Genomic DNA, 14,752 nt, shown 5'->3' with positions numbered 1-14,752 from the left:
CGAGTCCGGTCACGCAGAGTGTGTAGATGGTGACAGAACCGGGCCGTTCCCCGAGCATTGCACGCCTGCCGTGGGCTCACGGTCCCTCGGACGGGTGATTGGAGGGACGTTCGCCTGCCGTCGGCCGTTTTCGGTTCACGAGGGATCACAGCGGATCACGGGGGATCACCGCGGGGCTGCCCGGATTCACGACTCCGCCTTGCGGTGCACCCGTGCGACCCAGTCCGCCGGTTTGGCGATCTCGGCCTTGGTGGGGAGGGTGTTCGGGGAGGTCCACACGCGGTTGAAGCCGTCCATGCCGACCTGGTCGACGACGGCCCGTACGAACCGTTCGCCGTCCTTGTACTGCCGGAGTTTGGCATCCAGACCGAGCAGCTTGCGCAGGGCCATGTCCAGGCGGGAGGCGCCCTTGGCGCGGCGCTGCTGGAACTTCTCGCGGATCTCGGAGACGGTCGGTACGACGTCCGGTCCCACTCCGTCCATGACGAAGTCGGCGTGGCCCTCCAGGAGGGACATCACGGCGGTGAGGCGGGCGAGGATCTCCCGCTGGGCGGGGCTCTGCACGAGTTCGACCAGGGAGTGGCCGCCGTCGTCCTCCTCGCCCTCGGGGCGGCCGCCGGCGAGGGACTGGGCGGCGTCGCGGACGCGTTCCAGGAAGGTCATGGGGTCGACGTCGGTCTCCGCCAGGAACGACTGGATCTCGCCCTCGAGGTGGTCGCGCAGCCAGGGCACCGAGGAGAACTGGGTGCGGTGCGTCTCCTCGTGCAGGCACACCCAGAGGCGGAAGTCGTGCGGGGCGACGTCGAGTTCGCGCTCCACGTGGACGATGTTCGGCGCGACGAGGAGGAGGCGGCCGCCGCCGTTCGCGCCCGCCGGCAGGTCGCGCGTGGGCGGGGCGAAGGTCTCGTACTGGCCGAGGACGCGGGAGGCCAGGAACGACAGCAGCATGCCGAGTTCGACACCGGTGACCTTGCCGCCGACGGCGCCGAGGACCGCGCCGCCGGGGCTGTTGCCGCGGCGTTCCTGCATCTTGTCGAGGAGGGGTTTGAGGATTTCCCGGAAGCCGGCGACGTTCGCCCGGATCCAGCCGGGGCGGTCGACGACGAGGACGGGAGTGTCGTGGATCTCGTCGGTGCCCATACGAGTGAAGCCCCGGACGTGTCCCTCCGAGGCTTTGGCGTGCCGGCGCAGTTCGGCGACGACGGCACGGGCCTCGTCGCGGCTCACCTCGGGGCCCGGCCGTACGAGCCGGGTCGCGGTCGCGACCGCGAGATTCCAGTCGACCATCCCGGAAGAGGCACCACCGATGCTCGTCATGTGTCAACCGTACGTGAGCGGGGCTGCTGGGGGCAGGTCGCGGGGGTCGGTCGCCGGCGTCGGGGCTGAGGGGCGGGTCGCGCGGCCCGGCGCTCGCGGGGCGCCGCCGCGGCCACCCGTGCCGCCCCGGCGGCACGACTGCCCGAGGCCGGACGACGGGGCGGGCCGAGGTGCGCGGCCGCTCCCGCGGACGGACGACGAGGCTGGCCGACCCGGATGGGCGACAGGGCGGCGGACCAGCAGGGCGGCGGACCAGCCTGCGCATCCGCCCGCGCGGAAGAACAACGAGGCCGACCAGCAGGCGCAGTCGCCCCGGCGGGCGGTCGTTGGAGCGAGTCGGCATGCACAGCTGCCGCCGGAAATGGACGGCGAGAGCAGTCCGTATGCGCACCCTTCGTCCCGTGGGTGAACAGCGACGCGAGTACGCCCGCGCACCCGCCCCCGTGAACACCGCACCGCACCGTCGCGGTCCCGTGTGATCTGCGGGCCCGGGTTCATCGGCAGCCGCACTCCGCCAGGGCCGTGGCCGTGCGGTCGAGGGCTGACTGGGCTGCTGTGGGGTCTGTGGTGTTCGAGGTGAGGAGGGCGAAGGCGAGGAGGCGGCCGGTTCGGTCGACGACTGTGCCGGCGAGGGTGTTGACGCCGGTCAGAGTGCCGGTCTTGGCGCGGACGATGCCGGCGGCGCCCTTGGTGTAGCGGGTGGTGAGGGTGCCGGTGAACCCGGCGACGGGGAGGCCGGTGAGGGTCGGGCGGAGGTCGGGGTGGGCCGGGTCGCCGGCCTTGGCGAGGAGGGCGGTCAGGAGGTTCGGCGTCAGGCGGTCCTGGCGGTCGAGGCCGCTGCCGTCCTTGAAACGGGCGCCGGACAGCGGCAGTCCCAGCTTCCGCAACTGGTCGTGGATCGCCCTGCCCGCGCCTGCGAAGTCCGCCCGCACGCCCGTCGCGACGGCGGTCTGACGGGCGAGGGCCTCGGCGATGTCGTTGTCGCTGTTGGTCAGCATGCGTTCGACCAGGGTGGCGATCGGGGGTGAGGAGACCGTGGCGAGGGTCACCGCGCGCGGGGTCGCCTTCGACGGGCCCGGGGGCGTGGTCTTGACGCCCTGCGCCCGCAGGAAGTCCGCGAACTTGCCGGCCGCGTCGGCCGCCGGGTCCGCCACGCGGGGTGCCGGACCGCTCGTCGAGCCGTCCGTGCGGCCCTCGTCGGCGGTCAGGGCGGTGACACGGGCGAGGTTGGGGTTGACCCCGATGGGGTGAACTTCGGAACCGGCGTACAGGGTGGTGTCGTAGGAGAGCGTCGCCTGGGTGATGCCGCGTTGTTTCAGGGCCGCGGCGGTCGAGGCGGCGAGGGGGCGCAGGCCGGCGAAGCCCTCGGTTTTCTCGCGGGCGGTGAGGGTGGGGTCGCCGCCGCCGACGAGGACGACTTTCGTGGTCCCGGGTTCCAGCGCGACGCGGGTGGTGAGGCGGTGGTCGGCGCCCATCGCGGAGAGCGCGGCGACCGCGGTGGCGATCTTCGTGGTGGAGGCCGGGGTGAGCGCCTGGTCGGCTCCGGCGCCGTAGAGGCGCTTGCCGGTGGCGACGTCGACCACCGCGGCCCTGGGGCTGGTGCCGAGGGCCGGGACGGCGAGAAGTGGGTTCAGGACACGTGCGAGGGCGGCGGAGCCGGGGGCCGACTTCACCGGGGTCGTGGCGCCGCCGAGGCCCGTGAGGACGGAGGCCGCGCTGGGGGCGGGCCGCGGCGCCCCGGCCACGGTGCCGGACGTATCGGACCCTTCGCCCGGACGGCCGTGATCTGTGCCACCCGTCCGCTCCAGTGCGGCGGCCCGGTCCCGCTCGGCCGTACGCTGACCGGTGGAGTCCCAGGGGCCGGCGGCGGTCACCACGCCGACGGCCAGTGCCAGTCCGGCGGTCGCCGCGCCCGCGGTGTACTGCCAGGTCCGGTCGGCCTTCGGCCTCGTGATCCGCGCCAGCTGCGGTTTCGCCGCCTGCGTGAGCCGTGCGACCTGCGGCTTCGCGGCTGCCGCGACGCGCGCGAGACGTGGTCGTACGATCCCTGCGGCCCGTGCCAGATGCGGTCGTACGGCGTCCGCGGCCCGCGCCACATGCGGTCTCGCGGCCCGCCAAGGCCTCAGCTCTGGCACGACCACCAGCCCCTTTCGCGATCACACACCTGCGTGAGGGACACTTAATCACCAGAACTATGTGCTGATCATGGAGGAGCCACCGGTGGAGTTCGACGTCACGATCGAGATCCCGAAGGGTTCGCGGAACAAGTACGAGGTGGACCACGAGACCGGTCGGATCCGCCTGGACCGTCGACTCTTCACCTCGACCGCCTACCCGACCGACTACGGCTTCGTCGAGAACACGCTCGGCGAGGACGGCGACCCGCTGGACGCGCTGGTCATCCTGGACGAGCCGACCTTCCCGGGCTGCCTCATCCGCTGCCGCGCGATCGGCATGTTCCGTATGACGGACGAGGCCGGCGGCGACGACAAGCTGCTGTGCGTCCCGTCGACGGACCCGCGCGTGGAGCACCTGCGGGACATCCACCACGTGTCGGAGTTCGACCGCCTGGAGATCCAGCACTTCTTCGAGGTCTACAAGGACCTGGAGCCCGGCAAGTCCGTCGAGGGTGCCAACTGGGTGGGCCGCACCGACGCCGAGGCGGAGATCGAGCGGTCGTACAAGCGCTTCAAGGAGCAGGGCGGTCACTGACCTCCCGTAGCCGAGGGGCCGCACGCGCGCGTGCGGCCCTTTGGCATGTCCCCGGACGGGGTCTGCGCATACTGAGGCCTACGGGATGTGTCGTTCAGGGAGCGTTGCTCAGTGACGGAGGCGGAGTACCGCAAGCCGCAGTCGGACGAGGCGAGGGGCACGTTCGATTCCGAGATCACCTCGGAGTTCGCGATTCCGGCGGGGCTGGCCGTCCCCAGGGTCGGGGGCGAGTCGGAGACCACGTCGGAGTTCGCCGTTCCGGAGGGGCTGGACACCCCGCAGCCGGTCTCGGGCGAGGCGGAGGGGTCGGCGTTCAGTCCGCCGAGCACCTACAGCGCCCGGCACGCCCCGGCCGCGTTCACCCCGCCCGAGGGCATACCGGTGGTCAGTCTGACCAAGGACGTGCCCTGGCAGGACCGGATGCGCACGATGCTGCGGATGCCGGTGGCCGAGCGGCCCGCGCCGGAGCGCGTGCCCAAGGCGGAGGACGAGGGTCCGGCCGTTCCGCGCGTGCTCGACCTGACCCTGCGGATCGGCGAGTTGCTGCTGGCGGGCGGAGAGGGCGCCGAGGACGTGGAGGCCGCGATGTTCGCGGTCTGCCGCTCCTACGGGCTGGACCGCTGCGAGCCGAACGTCACCTTCACGCTGCTGTCGATCTCCTACCAGCCGTCGCTGGTGGAGGACCCGGTGACGGCGTCGCGGACCGTGCGACGGCGGGGCACCGACTACACGCGGCTGGCGGCCGTGTTCCAGCTCGTCGACGACCTCAGTGACCCGGAGACGCACATCTCCCTGGAGGAGGCCTACCGGCGGCTCGCGGAGATCCGGCGCAACCGGCACCCGTACCCCACCTGGGTGCTGACCTCGGCGAGCGGGCTGCTCGCGGGCGCGGCGTCGATGCTCGTGGGCGGTGACCTGATCGTGTTCGTGGCGGCCGCGGTCGGCGCGATGCTCGGCGACCGGCTCGCCTGGCTGTGCGCGGGGCGCGGGCTGCCGGAGTTCTACCAGTTCCTGGTGGCCGCCATGCCGCCGGCCGCGATAGGGATCGCGCTGACGCTGGCGCACGTCGACGTGAAGGCGTCCGCGGTCATCACCGGCGGACTGTTCGCGCTGCTGCCCGGGCGGGCGCTGGTGGCCGGCGTGCAGGACGGACTGACGGGCTTCTACATCACCGCGGCGGCGCGGCTGCTGGAGGTCACGTACTTCTTCGTGGGCATCGTCGTCGGCGTGCTGGTGATGCTCTACCTCGGTGTGCAGCTCGGCGCCCACCTCAATCCCGACGCCGCGCTGGGCATCAGCCAGCGGCCGCTGTGGCAGATCGGCGCGTCGATGCTGCTGTCGCTGACCTTCGCGGTCCTGCTCCAGCAGGAACGGTCCACCGTGCTGGCCGTGACCCTGAACGGCGGGGTCGCCTGGTCGGTGTACGGCGCGATGCACTACGCCGGCGGGATCTCGCCGGTCGCCTCCACCGCCGTGGCGGCGGGGGTGGTGGGGCTGTTCGGGCAACTGCTGTCGCGGTACCGGTTCGTGTCGGCGTTGCCCTACACGACCGCGGCGATCGGGCCCCTGTTGCCGGGGTCGGCGACCTATTTCGGGCTGCTGGCGATCGCCCAGAACGAGGTGGACGCCGGGTTGGTCTCGCTGAGCAAGGCGGCGGCGCTGGCCATGGCCATCGCCATCGGGGTGAACCTGGGATCGGAGATCTCGCGGATGTTCCTGCGGATCGGGTCCGCGGAGAAGCGGCGTGCCGCCAAGAGGACGCGGGGCTTCTGAGCGGGGGTTTCGAGCGGGGGCGCCTTCCGACTCGGCGGGTTCCGTCGTCCGGCGGCCGCGGGTCCGTTGCGGTTGGTCGCTCCCCCACGCTCGGCGTCGCTCGAGCGGGAGGGACCCCCATCGCGGCGGAGCCGCGCACCGGCACTGCCCCGCGCCCCTTGGGGACTGCGCCCCGAGGGGCGCGTTCTAGTAACCCTGGTTGTAGGGGTACTGGCCGTTCTGGTACTGGCCGTTCTGCTGCTGCGGGTTGCCGTACGGCTGCTGCTGGGGCTGCCAGTCCTGCTGCGGATACTGCTGGCCGGGGTACTGCTGCTCGGGATACTGCTGCTGCGGGTGCTGCTGGCCGTAGTACTCGTTCTGGTACTCGTTCTGGTACTCGTTCTGGCTCTGCCGGCCGTACGGGTCGTGCTGCTCGTGCTGGTCGATGCGGCGGAGCTGGGTGGTGGCGTCGTCCATGACCGGGGGCTGCTGGGCGGGGGCCTCGGACTGCGGCGGGTTCTTCTTGGACTGGGAGCGGGCGCGCAGGAACTCGATGATGATCGGGACCACCGAGAGGAGGACGATCAGCAGCAGGATCGGCTCGATGTTGGTCTTGACGAAGTCGATGTTGCCCAGCCAGGAGCCGAGCAGGGTGACACCGGCGCCCCACAGGATGCCGCCGACGACGTTGAAGATCAGGAACGAGCGGTAGCGCATGCCGCTGACGCCGGCGATGATCGGCGTGAACGTGCGCACGATGGGCACGAAGCGGGCCAGGACGAGGGACTTCGGGCCGTACTTCTCGAAGAACTCGTGGGCCTTGGTGACGTTCTCCTGCTTGAAGAGGCGGGAGTCCGGACGCTTGAAGAGCGACGGGCCGACCTTCTTGCCGAACATGTAACCGGCCTGGTCGCCGAGGATCGCGGCGACGCAGATCAGGGCGATCGCACCCCACAGCGGGAAGTCCAGCTGGTCGGAGGTGATCAGCAGGCCGGCGGTGAACAGCAGGGAGTCACCGGGCAGGAAGAAGCCGATGAGCAGGCCCGACTCCGCGAAGACGATGAGCAGCAGGCCCCAGATGCCGAAGGTGTCGAGCAGATAGTCGGGGTCCAGCCAGCTCGGTCCGAGGGCAAGGGTCGTCACGGTTCCGGGCTCCTGACGGGGTGGGGAGAGATACGGCGTCCTTCTGTGGCCGCACAAAGCTATCAACGCAACGGGGCCTCCCCAGGTTCCATGGGGTACCCCGGGATGCGCTGTGCCCCCGCTCGGGGAAACCTTTGAGCATGGGTATCGAGGACTACGGCGGCGGGCAGGGCCCACAGCCGGACGTACTGGTCGTCACCACGAACGACGTGCCCGGACACCGGGTCGAGCAGGTCATCGGCGAGGTCTTCGGGCTGACGGTGCGCTCGCGGCACCTCGGCAGCCAGATCGGTGCCGGGCTGAAATCGATGATCGGCGGTGAGCTCAAGGGGCTCACCAAGACGCTCGTCCAGACCCGCAACCAGGCCATGGAGCGGCTGGTCGAGCAGGCACGCGTGCGTGGAGCCAATGCCGTACTGGCGTTCCGGTTCGACGTGACGGAGGCGGCGGACGTGGGCACGGAAGTGTGCGCGTACGGGACGGCGGTGGGGGGGGGGGCGGGGGGGGGCGGCGGCCCCCCCCCCCCCCCCCCCCGGGGGCGGCCCCCCCCCCGCCGGGCCCCCCCGGGGGGGGGGGGGGGGGGGGCCCCCGGGGGGGCCCCGGGGGGGGGGGGGCGCCCCCCCCCCCCGCGGTCCGCGGCGGCTCCCGAACGGGTCTCGCGGGTCTTACGGGGGCGCAAGGGGCCCAGGGAACACACCCCTTACGGGTCGTACGGGTCGTGCAGGCCCGACGGTCGCGCGCATGGCCGTGCGAGCCGTACGGGTCGTACGGGCCGTGCACGTGGTCGTACGGGTCTTACGGGTCTTACGGGTCGTCCGGGGCGTCGTGGGACTGCGGCTCAGTGGGCCACGACGCGTGCCATGGAGCCTCGGTGCGGCTGCGCCGGAACACCACGGGCGGGTTCCGGAGCGGTCCTGCCTCCCGGTCCGGCCGGGCGGCCGGCCTGTGCCGGGCTGCGACGCGGCTGTGCCACCGCGCCGTTCTGGACGTCCATGACGGCGTGCGCCACGAGTCCGCCCATGGGGTCGTGCCTGATGAGATCCCGCAACCGGGAGCGGGACGAACGTCCCTCGTTCCCCGGGTACAGGTGCTTGCCGAGGCCGACCGCGTGCGCCAACGCGGCGAGCGCCGCGGTCCGCGGGTCCGGCGGTACGCCGGTGCGGATCGCGGAGTCCAGACGGGCTCTGATCTCCCGGCTGATCTCGGTGTCCGTCGCCTGGTAGCGAGTCGTCGGCAGCACTCCGCACATCTGGCCCGCCACGGCATGCACCATGCCGCACCGCTCCAGATGCGAGAGGTAGGTCTGGCGCAGCCCGAGACGCGGCCCGCCGATCCAGTGGACGGCCCGTACGGGAGCGCCACGCCTTCGCAGCAACTCCAACGCGCAGTCCAGAGTTGGATCTCCAGTCGGCCGTGGGGACACCACGGCGATACGATCCCCGTCTGGGGCTATCCGTCCGGCCAGCGCCAGCTCCACTAGCTGTGCTCCGGCCAGACCAAGGTCGAGCGACTGCGGCTGTGCAGTGGTACCCGTGGCCGGGTCCAGTGCCAGCAGCAGAAGCTCCTCCGGAAGTGTTCTGCGGCTCCTGCCCATCCATGCCTCCCCGCGTGGATGAATGACAGGGTGACCCCTCTCACATTCATCTGTCGAGGGTGCGTGACCGGTTCGTAGTGGAACCAGTAGGTATGTCGTTCTCGTCTACCGCAGGAGCCAAGGCCACTACACAGGACACTGGTACATGGTTCGGACAGTGCCGTGAAGCAGGTCCCGGGTGGGCGGTTCATGGTTCGACAGGCGCGCGGTGGGCGTGCGGCACATGGAGGAGGCATCGGTGGCGGGCGAGTCCCCCGACAGGTCGAAGCAGCGCGAGTCGTCGGCAGAACCGACGCCGGGGAGCGCGGGGGCGGTTCCCGAGGCGCGGGATCCGCGGGTCGCGCAGACGCGCGGTGGGGTGGATACGGCGACTCGGGTGTTCTCCGTACGGCAGTTGAAGACGGACGGCTCCACCGAGGACTCCGCGGAGCCCGCCGGGGGCGAGGAGCCCGAGGAGGCCGCCCAGGACGCCGCTGAGCGGGGCGAGGCCTCCGGGAGCGCCGAGAGCCCCGGGAAGCGCGTCGGCACCTCCGAGAGCCGCGACGAGCGGCTGCGGGCGGCTGTGGCCCAGTGGGTGGCCTCGGCGGACGAGAAGGCGACCGGCGAGACGGGCGAGGACTCGGGGGAGGGGCCCGGGAAGGGTTCCGGTAAGTCCCGCGGCTCCAAGGGAGAGTCCGCGCGGGACGAAGCCGAGGACACCGGCGACTCCCCTGCCGACGCCACCGAGCCGGAAGGCGGCCGGGAGCCCGCCGCGAAGACCGACGCGAAGCGCGAGCCCAAGTCCGCGAAGACCACGCCCAAGTGGGCGACGAGCACCTCCACCGACGCGGAGGACGAGCCCGGCGGGGACGACACGGCCACCGAGGACGCCCGGGGCGACGACGCCGAGCCCGGCGAGGCTGACGCGCGCGGCAGGGGCGAGCAGGCCCCGCGGTCGCGTGAGTCCGAGGACGAGGCCGCGGACGGAGCCGCCCCGGCCGACACGGACGGCAGGGGCGCCGACGCAGCCCCGGCCGTGGCGCTCGACAGGACCGGCTCCGCCGCCGAGGACGACAAGGCCGACGAGAGCGACAAGTCCGGCAAGGGCGACGCACCCGGCGACGGCGACACCGCCACCAAGTCCGAGGCGCCCGAGAAGGCCGGGTCCGCCGGCGACGTCCGCCCGTCCGGTACGGCCGTCGCCGCTGACGCAGGCGACGAGCCGAAGGCCGACACGACCGCCACGGCCGACAAGACCGGCTCCACCGACAAGACCGACGAGGCCGGCAGGACCGCCACGGCCGACGAAGGCGACGAGCCGAAGGCCGACAAGACCGGCGCCGATGACAAGACCGACGAGGCCGGCAGGACCGCCACCGCCGACGAAGGCGACGAGCCGAAGGCCGACGGGGCCGGCGCCGATGACAGCGGCGCCGAGGCCGACCCGGACGACAAGCCCGGTACGGCCGGCGCGCCCGCCGAGTCGGCCGTGTCCGACGTCCCCTCCGACACCCCCGTCGACCAGCCCACCGCCGTCTTCAAGGCTCCCCGGCCCACCAAGCCCGCCGTCGATCAGCCGACGACCATGCTGAAGCTGGGCGGCGCCGCCAAGGCGGGCGACAAGGACAAGAAGGACGCCGAGGGCGAGAAGCCGCAGACGGACGCCAAGGCCCAGCCGGGCGACAAGCCTTCGGACGCCACGACGCAACTCGGCGGCAAGGCACGGCCGGGCGCGAAGGCACAGCCGGACGTGAAGCCGCAGCCCGATGGCAAGGGCGAGGCCGAGGACGACAAGGCGGAGCCCGCAGCGGCCGAGCGGACCAGTAAGTTCGTCGCGCTCAAGCCGCTCGACGATCCGTCCACCCGTCAGCCGAAGCCCCCCGTGGAACCGGCGAAGCCCGTCGCACCGGCGGACTCCACCGCCGTCATTCCGCAGATCGGTCCCGAGCGGACCACGCAGCAGCCGTTGCCGCCGAAGCCGCCGCTGGATCTGCTGGCCGAGCTGACGAACACGCCGCCGCCTCCGCCGACGCCGCTGCGGACGCTGGCCCGCCGGGTGAAGATCTGGACGCCGCTGGTCGTGCTGCTGGCGGTCGTGTTTGCGATCGTGCAGGCCATGCGACCGCTGCCGGCGACCGCGCTGACGCTCACCGCGAAGGACTCGTACACCTTCGAGGGCGGCAAGCTGTCGCTGCCGTGGCCGGACGAGGGCCAGGGCTGGATGGACGTCGACGGCGTCGGCGCGATGGGCAGCTTCGGCAAGCAGACGCCCGTCGCCATCGGCTCGGTGGCCAAGACGATGACCGCGTACATCGTCCTCAAGGACCACCCGCTCAAGACGGGCGAGGAGGGTCCGAGCATCACCGTCGACGCCACCGCCGAGAAGGAGGGCGGCTACAACCTGGCCGGCGAGTCCACCCTCGACACCGTCAAGGCCGGCGACAAGCTCACGCTGAAGCAGGCCCTCTCGGCGGTCATGATCCCGTCGGCGAACAACATCGCCCGGCTGCTGGCCCGCTGGGACGCGGGCTCGGAGGCGGCGTTCATCGAGAAGATGAACGCGACCGCCAAGCAGCTCGGGATGACGAACACGACGTACACCGACCCCTCAGGGCTGAAGGAGACCACCGTCTCCACGGCCGAGGACCAGGTGAAGCTGGGCAACGCGGTCGTGAAGATCCCGGCTCTCGTCGCGATCACCAGCGCGGCCAGCTGGACGGACCCCTCCGGGCGCTACTACTCGAACTACAACGAGCTGCCCTACCTCATGGGCGCGATCGGCATCAAGACCGGCTCCACCACCAAGGCCGGCGGCAACCTGCTCTTCGCCGCCCGCAAGGAGGTCGGCGGCGAGACGGTCACCGTCGTCGGCGCGGTCCTCGGACAGCACAAGCCGGGCATCCTCAAGACGGTCAACACCGTCAGCAGGACGGCACTGACCGCCGCCGAGTCCGAGCTGACCTCGGCGAAGATCGTGAAGAAGGGCGACGTCGTCGGGTATGTGGACGACGGTCTCGGCGGCCGCACCCCCGTCGTCGTCACCAAGGACGTCACCGCCGTCGGCTGGGCCGGGCTGACGGTGAAGCTGTCCTTCGCCGCCGGAGAGGTCCCGCACACCGCGAAGGCGGGCACCCAGGTGGGCACGCTCACCGTCGGCGACGGCTCGGGCAGTGCGGTCAAGGTGCCGGTCGCCCTTCAGGACGAGTTGGTCGAACCGGGCTTCATGGACAAGCTGACGCGCGTCGGCTGAGCCGCGCGTCCCGTCCGCACCCGTCCCGCACCCCGCCAGGGCAGCCGCCCGGCGGGGTGCGTGCTAGCGTCACGAAACGGGACAGGTCGGCGGCCGCGGGGAAGCGGCCGTGAAGCGGGCGCGAACGGGACGCGACCGAGAGCAGAAGACGGGACACGGGGAGTGCCTTCAGGTGGCCACTGCGGAGCCGACACGCGCCGACGACACCGGTCCGGGCCCGGACACCGGCCCGCGGGTACACGTGCCCGCGCCGCAGTCCGGTGACCACGACCGCGACCGCGCACCGAAGACGGGTGAGCGGGAAGCCGTCGCGGAGGTGTCCCGCGTGAGAGCCGTCGCCCGCCGGGCCGGCGAGTGGCTCCGGCGGCATCTCGTGTTCTCCGTGACGGCCCTGTCGGGCGCCCTGCACCTCATCTGGTTCTTCGCCTTCGCGAACAGCGGCGGGGACCTGGCGGCGCAGGACGCGTGGGCCGAGTTCGTCGGCCGGCACCCGGACTCCGCGTACAACCTCGCCTGGTACGGCGGTATGCACCCGGTGTCGTACAGCGTGGTGTCGCCGTATCTGATGTCCGTCCTCGGTGTCCGGACGACGATGATGATCGCCGGGACGCTGTCGGCGGGGCTGCTGACGCTGATCCTGCTGCGCTGCCGGCCGGTGCGGAACCCGGTGTGGCCGGCGCTGGCGGGGGTCTTCGCGCTGCTGTGCAACGCGGCCTCGGGGCGGGTGACGTTCGGGCTGGGCAACATGTTCGCGCTGGCCGCCGTCGCCGTCGTGTTCTGCTGGCCGTACCGCTGGCGCTACAAACGGTGGGCGAAGGCGCTGTGCGCGGCGCCGCTCGCCGCGCTCGCCACCATGGGCTCACCGGTCGCGGGGCTCTTCGTGGGGCTGGTGGCCGCCGCGCTGTTCCTGCAGAAGCGGCGGCCGGGCGCCTGGGCACTGGGGCTCGCCCCGACCGCCGTCGTCGCCGTCTCCGCCTGGCTGTTCCCGTTCTCCGGCACCCAGCCGATGTCCTTCGGCTCCGCGTCCCTGCCGCTGCTGTTCTCGGCGGTCGTCTACGCCGTCGTGCCGCGCGACTGGAAGACCGTACGGATCACGGCGGCCGTGTACGGGCTCGGCGTGCTGCTGGTGTGGATCATCAGCTCGCAGATCGGGTCCAACATCACACGGCTGGCCATGCTGTTCGCGGGTGTGGTGCTGATGGCCGCGCTGCCGTTCGCGGTGCCGCGCAGCCGCAAGTGGTACGTGATCGTCCTGTCGTCCGCCCTCTTCGTCGGCTGGATCGGCTTCAAGTCGGTCGACGACATCGTCCGTACGACGCCGGCGGCGTCCTGGGCGCGTGAGCTGGCGCCGCTGGTGAACCAGTTGCAGGAGGTCGGCGCCGAGAAGGGCCGGGTGGAGGTCGTCCCGGCCCGCTCCCACCGCGAGGCCTCCGCGCTCGCGCCCTACGTGAACCTGGCCCGCGGCTGGAACCGGCAGGCCGACATGGAGCGCAACCCCCTCTTCTACGACGACACCCTCAACTCCGCGAACTACCACGAGTGGCTTCAGCGGTGGGCCGTGCACTTCGTGGTCGTGCCCAAGGACGCGCCCGACGGGGACGGCGGGGAGCGGGAGCGGGAGCTGGTGCAGCGGGGGCTGCCGTATCTGACGCAGATATGGGGCGACGCCAACTGGCAGCTGTTCCGGGTGACGGATCCGGCCCCGCTCGCCGAGCCGAACGCGGTCGTGCAGCGGGCCGCGCAGGGCGAGATGACGATCGACGTGAAGAAGGCCGGGCGGATCCTGATCCGGATCCCGTACTCGCCGTGGCTGAGCATCGTCGACGCGGAGGGCAAGAGCCTGAAGCCGCCGCAGGAGACACAGGCGTCCAAGGACCGGCCGGAGGGCCGGCCGAAGACGTACGAGAACGTCAACGGCTGCCTGTTCGAGACGCAGGAGGACGCGGACGGCGACAAGTGGACGATGCTGGTCGCGCCGAAGGCGGGGACGTATCGGCTGGCCGCGCCTTATCAGTGGCGTCGGGGCACCCCGTGTCCGGACGAACTGAAGTGAACGTGGGCTGAGGGCGGGCCCGGCCCGAGGCGGGCGTTGCCGGGGGCCGCCACCCCCGGACGGGCCCGGGTGTCGCCCGCCCGTGCCGTGTCAGCGCAGGTCGGCCACATACCGGTCCGTGCCCGGCACCGTCGGGATGAACGGCGCCACCAGTTCCACCCTGCCCAGCCCCGACTCCCCCACCGCCTCCCCGAGGCCCGTGAAGTGGGCCTCCCAGCACTCCCTCGGGTCGGTCTCCAGGAACCACAGCAGGGTCAGGCGGGTGTCGACGCCCTCGACCTGCTTGACGTAGGTCATGCGGTCGCCGGGGAGGGGGGTGGGGCGGAAGACGGTCACCATCGCCGTCGGGGAACCCGCGAGGCGCCTGGGGAGGTGGCGGGTGCGCAGCCACTCGAGGAGGTCGGCGCGTTGCTGCGGCGACTCCGCGTCGACGACCTGGAGGACCAGGCCCCGGTAGGGGTGGTCCAGGGCGTGGAAGTCGCGGGGGCCCGCCGCGCCGTCGCGGTACACCGTCGTCTCGTGGTCCTGGAACGCCGTGAAGACGTGGGTGCGGTCGCGGTAGACGCGGGCGTCGCGGTTGAGGCGCTTGTTGATGGAGACCGTCCAGCGCATGTGGTCGTCGTAGCGGCCGGCGGTGATCCAGTAGGTGGAGAGGTAGCAGCCGGCGGTGACGGGCTCGGCAAGGGCCGACTTCTCGGGGGAGCGGAGGAGTTGGAGGTCGCGGGTCGCGACCCAGCGGCGGCCGGCGTACATCCAGGGCATGGCCATCGCGCCGGCGTAGTAGTGGTCGTCCTCGTACCAGCGGTTGTAGGCGTACTCGTGGCCGGGGTGCGGTTCGACCATGGTGATCAGGGCGTGGCCGGGGTGGACCCCGTAGGGGCCGACGGCGGCCAGTTCGGCGTACGTCTCGCTGCGGGTCTCCTCGCGGGGCTCCTCGCTCATGGCCTTCCCT

General features: G+C 71.9%; 9 protein-coding genes and 1 pseudogene. 5 read left to right on the top strand and 5 right to left on the bottom strand.

The features are described 5' to 3' along the window. Positions 1-186: 186 nt before the first annotated feature. The gene (locus tag ACPT94_RS13380; RefSeq protein WP_360335115.1) at positions 187-1,317 is read right to left on the bottom strand and encodes a zinc-dependent metalloprotease; all 1,131 of its coding nucleotides are present in this window, start codon (positions 1,315-1,317) and stop codon (positions 187-189) included. Positions 1,318-1,811: 494 nt separating this feature from the next. Next, positions 1,812-3,458: a D-alanyl-D-alanine carboxypeptidase/D-alanyl-D-alanine endopeptidase gene (gene dacB, locus ACPT94_RS13375; protein ID WP_425245909.1), complete on the bottom strand. Its 1,647-nt coding sequence runs from the start codon at positions 3,456-3,458 to the stop codon at positions 1,812-1,814. A 79-nt stretch (positions 3,459-3,537) separates the two neighbouring features. Here dacB and ACPT94_RS13370 point away from each other — a divergent pair, with 79 nt between their 5' ends. Both ACPT94_RS13370 and ACPT94_RS13365 read left to right on the top strand, forming a co-directional pair. Next, a complete protein-coding gene (locus ACPT94_RS13370) occupies positions 3,538-4,029 on the top strand; it encodes an inorganic diphosphatase (protein ID WP_029394330.1) in 492 nt (163 codons plus the stop codon). A gap of 111 nt (positions 4,030-4,140) precedes the next feature. Then, positions 4,141-5,802, top strand: a complete 1,662-nt coding sequence (locus tag ACPT94_RS13365) for a threonine/serine exporter family protein (protein WP_360335111.1) — start codon at positions 4,141-4,143, stop codon at positions 5,800-5,802. Positions 5,803-5,988: 186 nt separating this feature from the next. Here ACPT94_RS13365 and ACPT94_RS13360 read toward each other — a convergent pair whose 3' ends face one another. Further along, positions 5,989-6,924 carry a DedA family protein gene (locus ACPT94_RS13360; protein WP_425245908.1) on the bottom strand — a complete coding sequence of 312 codons (936 nt, stop codon included), beginning with the start codon at positions 6,922-6,924 and terminating at the stop codon, positions 5,989-5,991. Positions 6,925-7,064: 140 nt separating this feature from the next. Here ACPT94_RS13360 and ACPT94_RS13355 point away from each other — a divergent pair. Continuing rightward, a pseudogene (locus ACPT94_RS13355) lies at positions 7,065-7,412 on the top strand (YbjQ family protein); the annotation flags it as partial. Positions 7,413-7,762: 350 nt separating this feature from the next. Here ACPT94_RS13355 and ACPT94_RS13350 read toward each other — a convergent pair. Further along, a complete protein-coding gene (locus tag ACPT94_RS13350) occupies positions 7,763-8,518 on the bottom strand; it encodes a GOLPH3/VPS74 family protein (protein WP_360334627.1) in 756 nt (251 codons plus the stop codon). Between the two features lie 238 nt (positions 8,519-8,756). On the opposite strand from ACPT94_RS13350, the gene ACPT94_RS13345 reads away from it, so the two are divergent. Together ACPT94_RS13345 and ACPT94_RS13340 are read left to right on the top strand one after the other, a co-directional pair. Beyond that, positions 8,757-11,747 (top strand): D-alanyl-D-alanine carboxypeptidase, encoded by a 2,991-nt coding sequence (locus tag ACPT94_RS13345; RefSeq protein WP_360334624.1) that lies wholly within the window; start codon positions 8,757-8,759, stop codon positions 11,745-11,747. A gap of 172 nt (positions 11,748-11,919) precedes the next feature. Next, positions 11,920-13,800 carry a DUF8823 domain-containing protein gene (locus ACPT94_RS13340; protein WP_360334621.1) on the top strand — a complete coding sequence of 627 codons (1,881 nt, stop codon included), beginning with the start codon at positions 11,920-11,922 and terminating at the stop codon, positions 13,798-13,800. 90 nt (positions 13,801-13,890) lie between these two features. On the opposite strand, the gene ACPT94_RS13335 is transcribed toward ACPT94_RS13340, so the two are convergent. Next, positions 13,891-14,742, bottom strand: a complete 852-nt coding sequence (locus tag ACPT94_RS13335; RefSeq protein WP_360334618.1) for a hypothetical protein — start codon at positions 14,740-14,742, stop codon at positions 13,891-13,893. Between the last annotated feature and the right edge of the window lie 10 nt (positions 14,743-14,752).

The organism is Streptomyces aurantiaciflavus, from assembly GCF_049808595.1.
Classification (GTDB): domain Bacteria; phylum Actinomycetota; class Actinomycetes; order Streptomycetales; family Streptomycetaceae; genus Streptomyces.
This window is presented reverse-complemented; position numbering and strand designations above follow the sequence as displayed.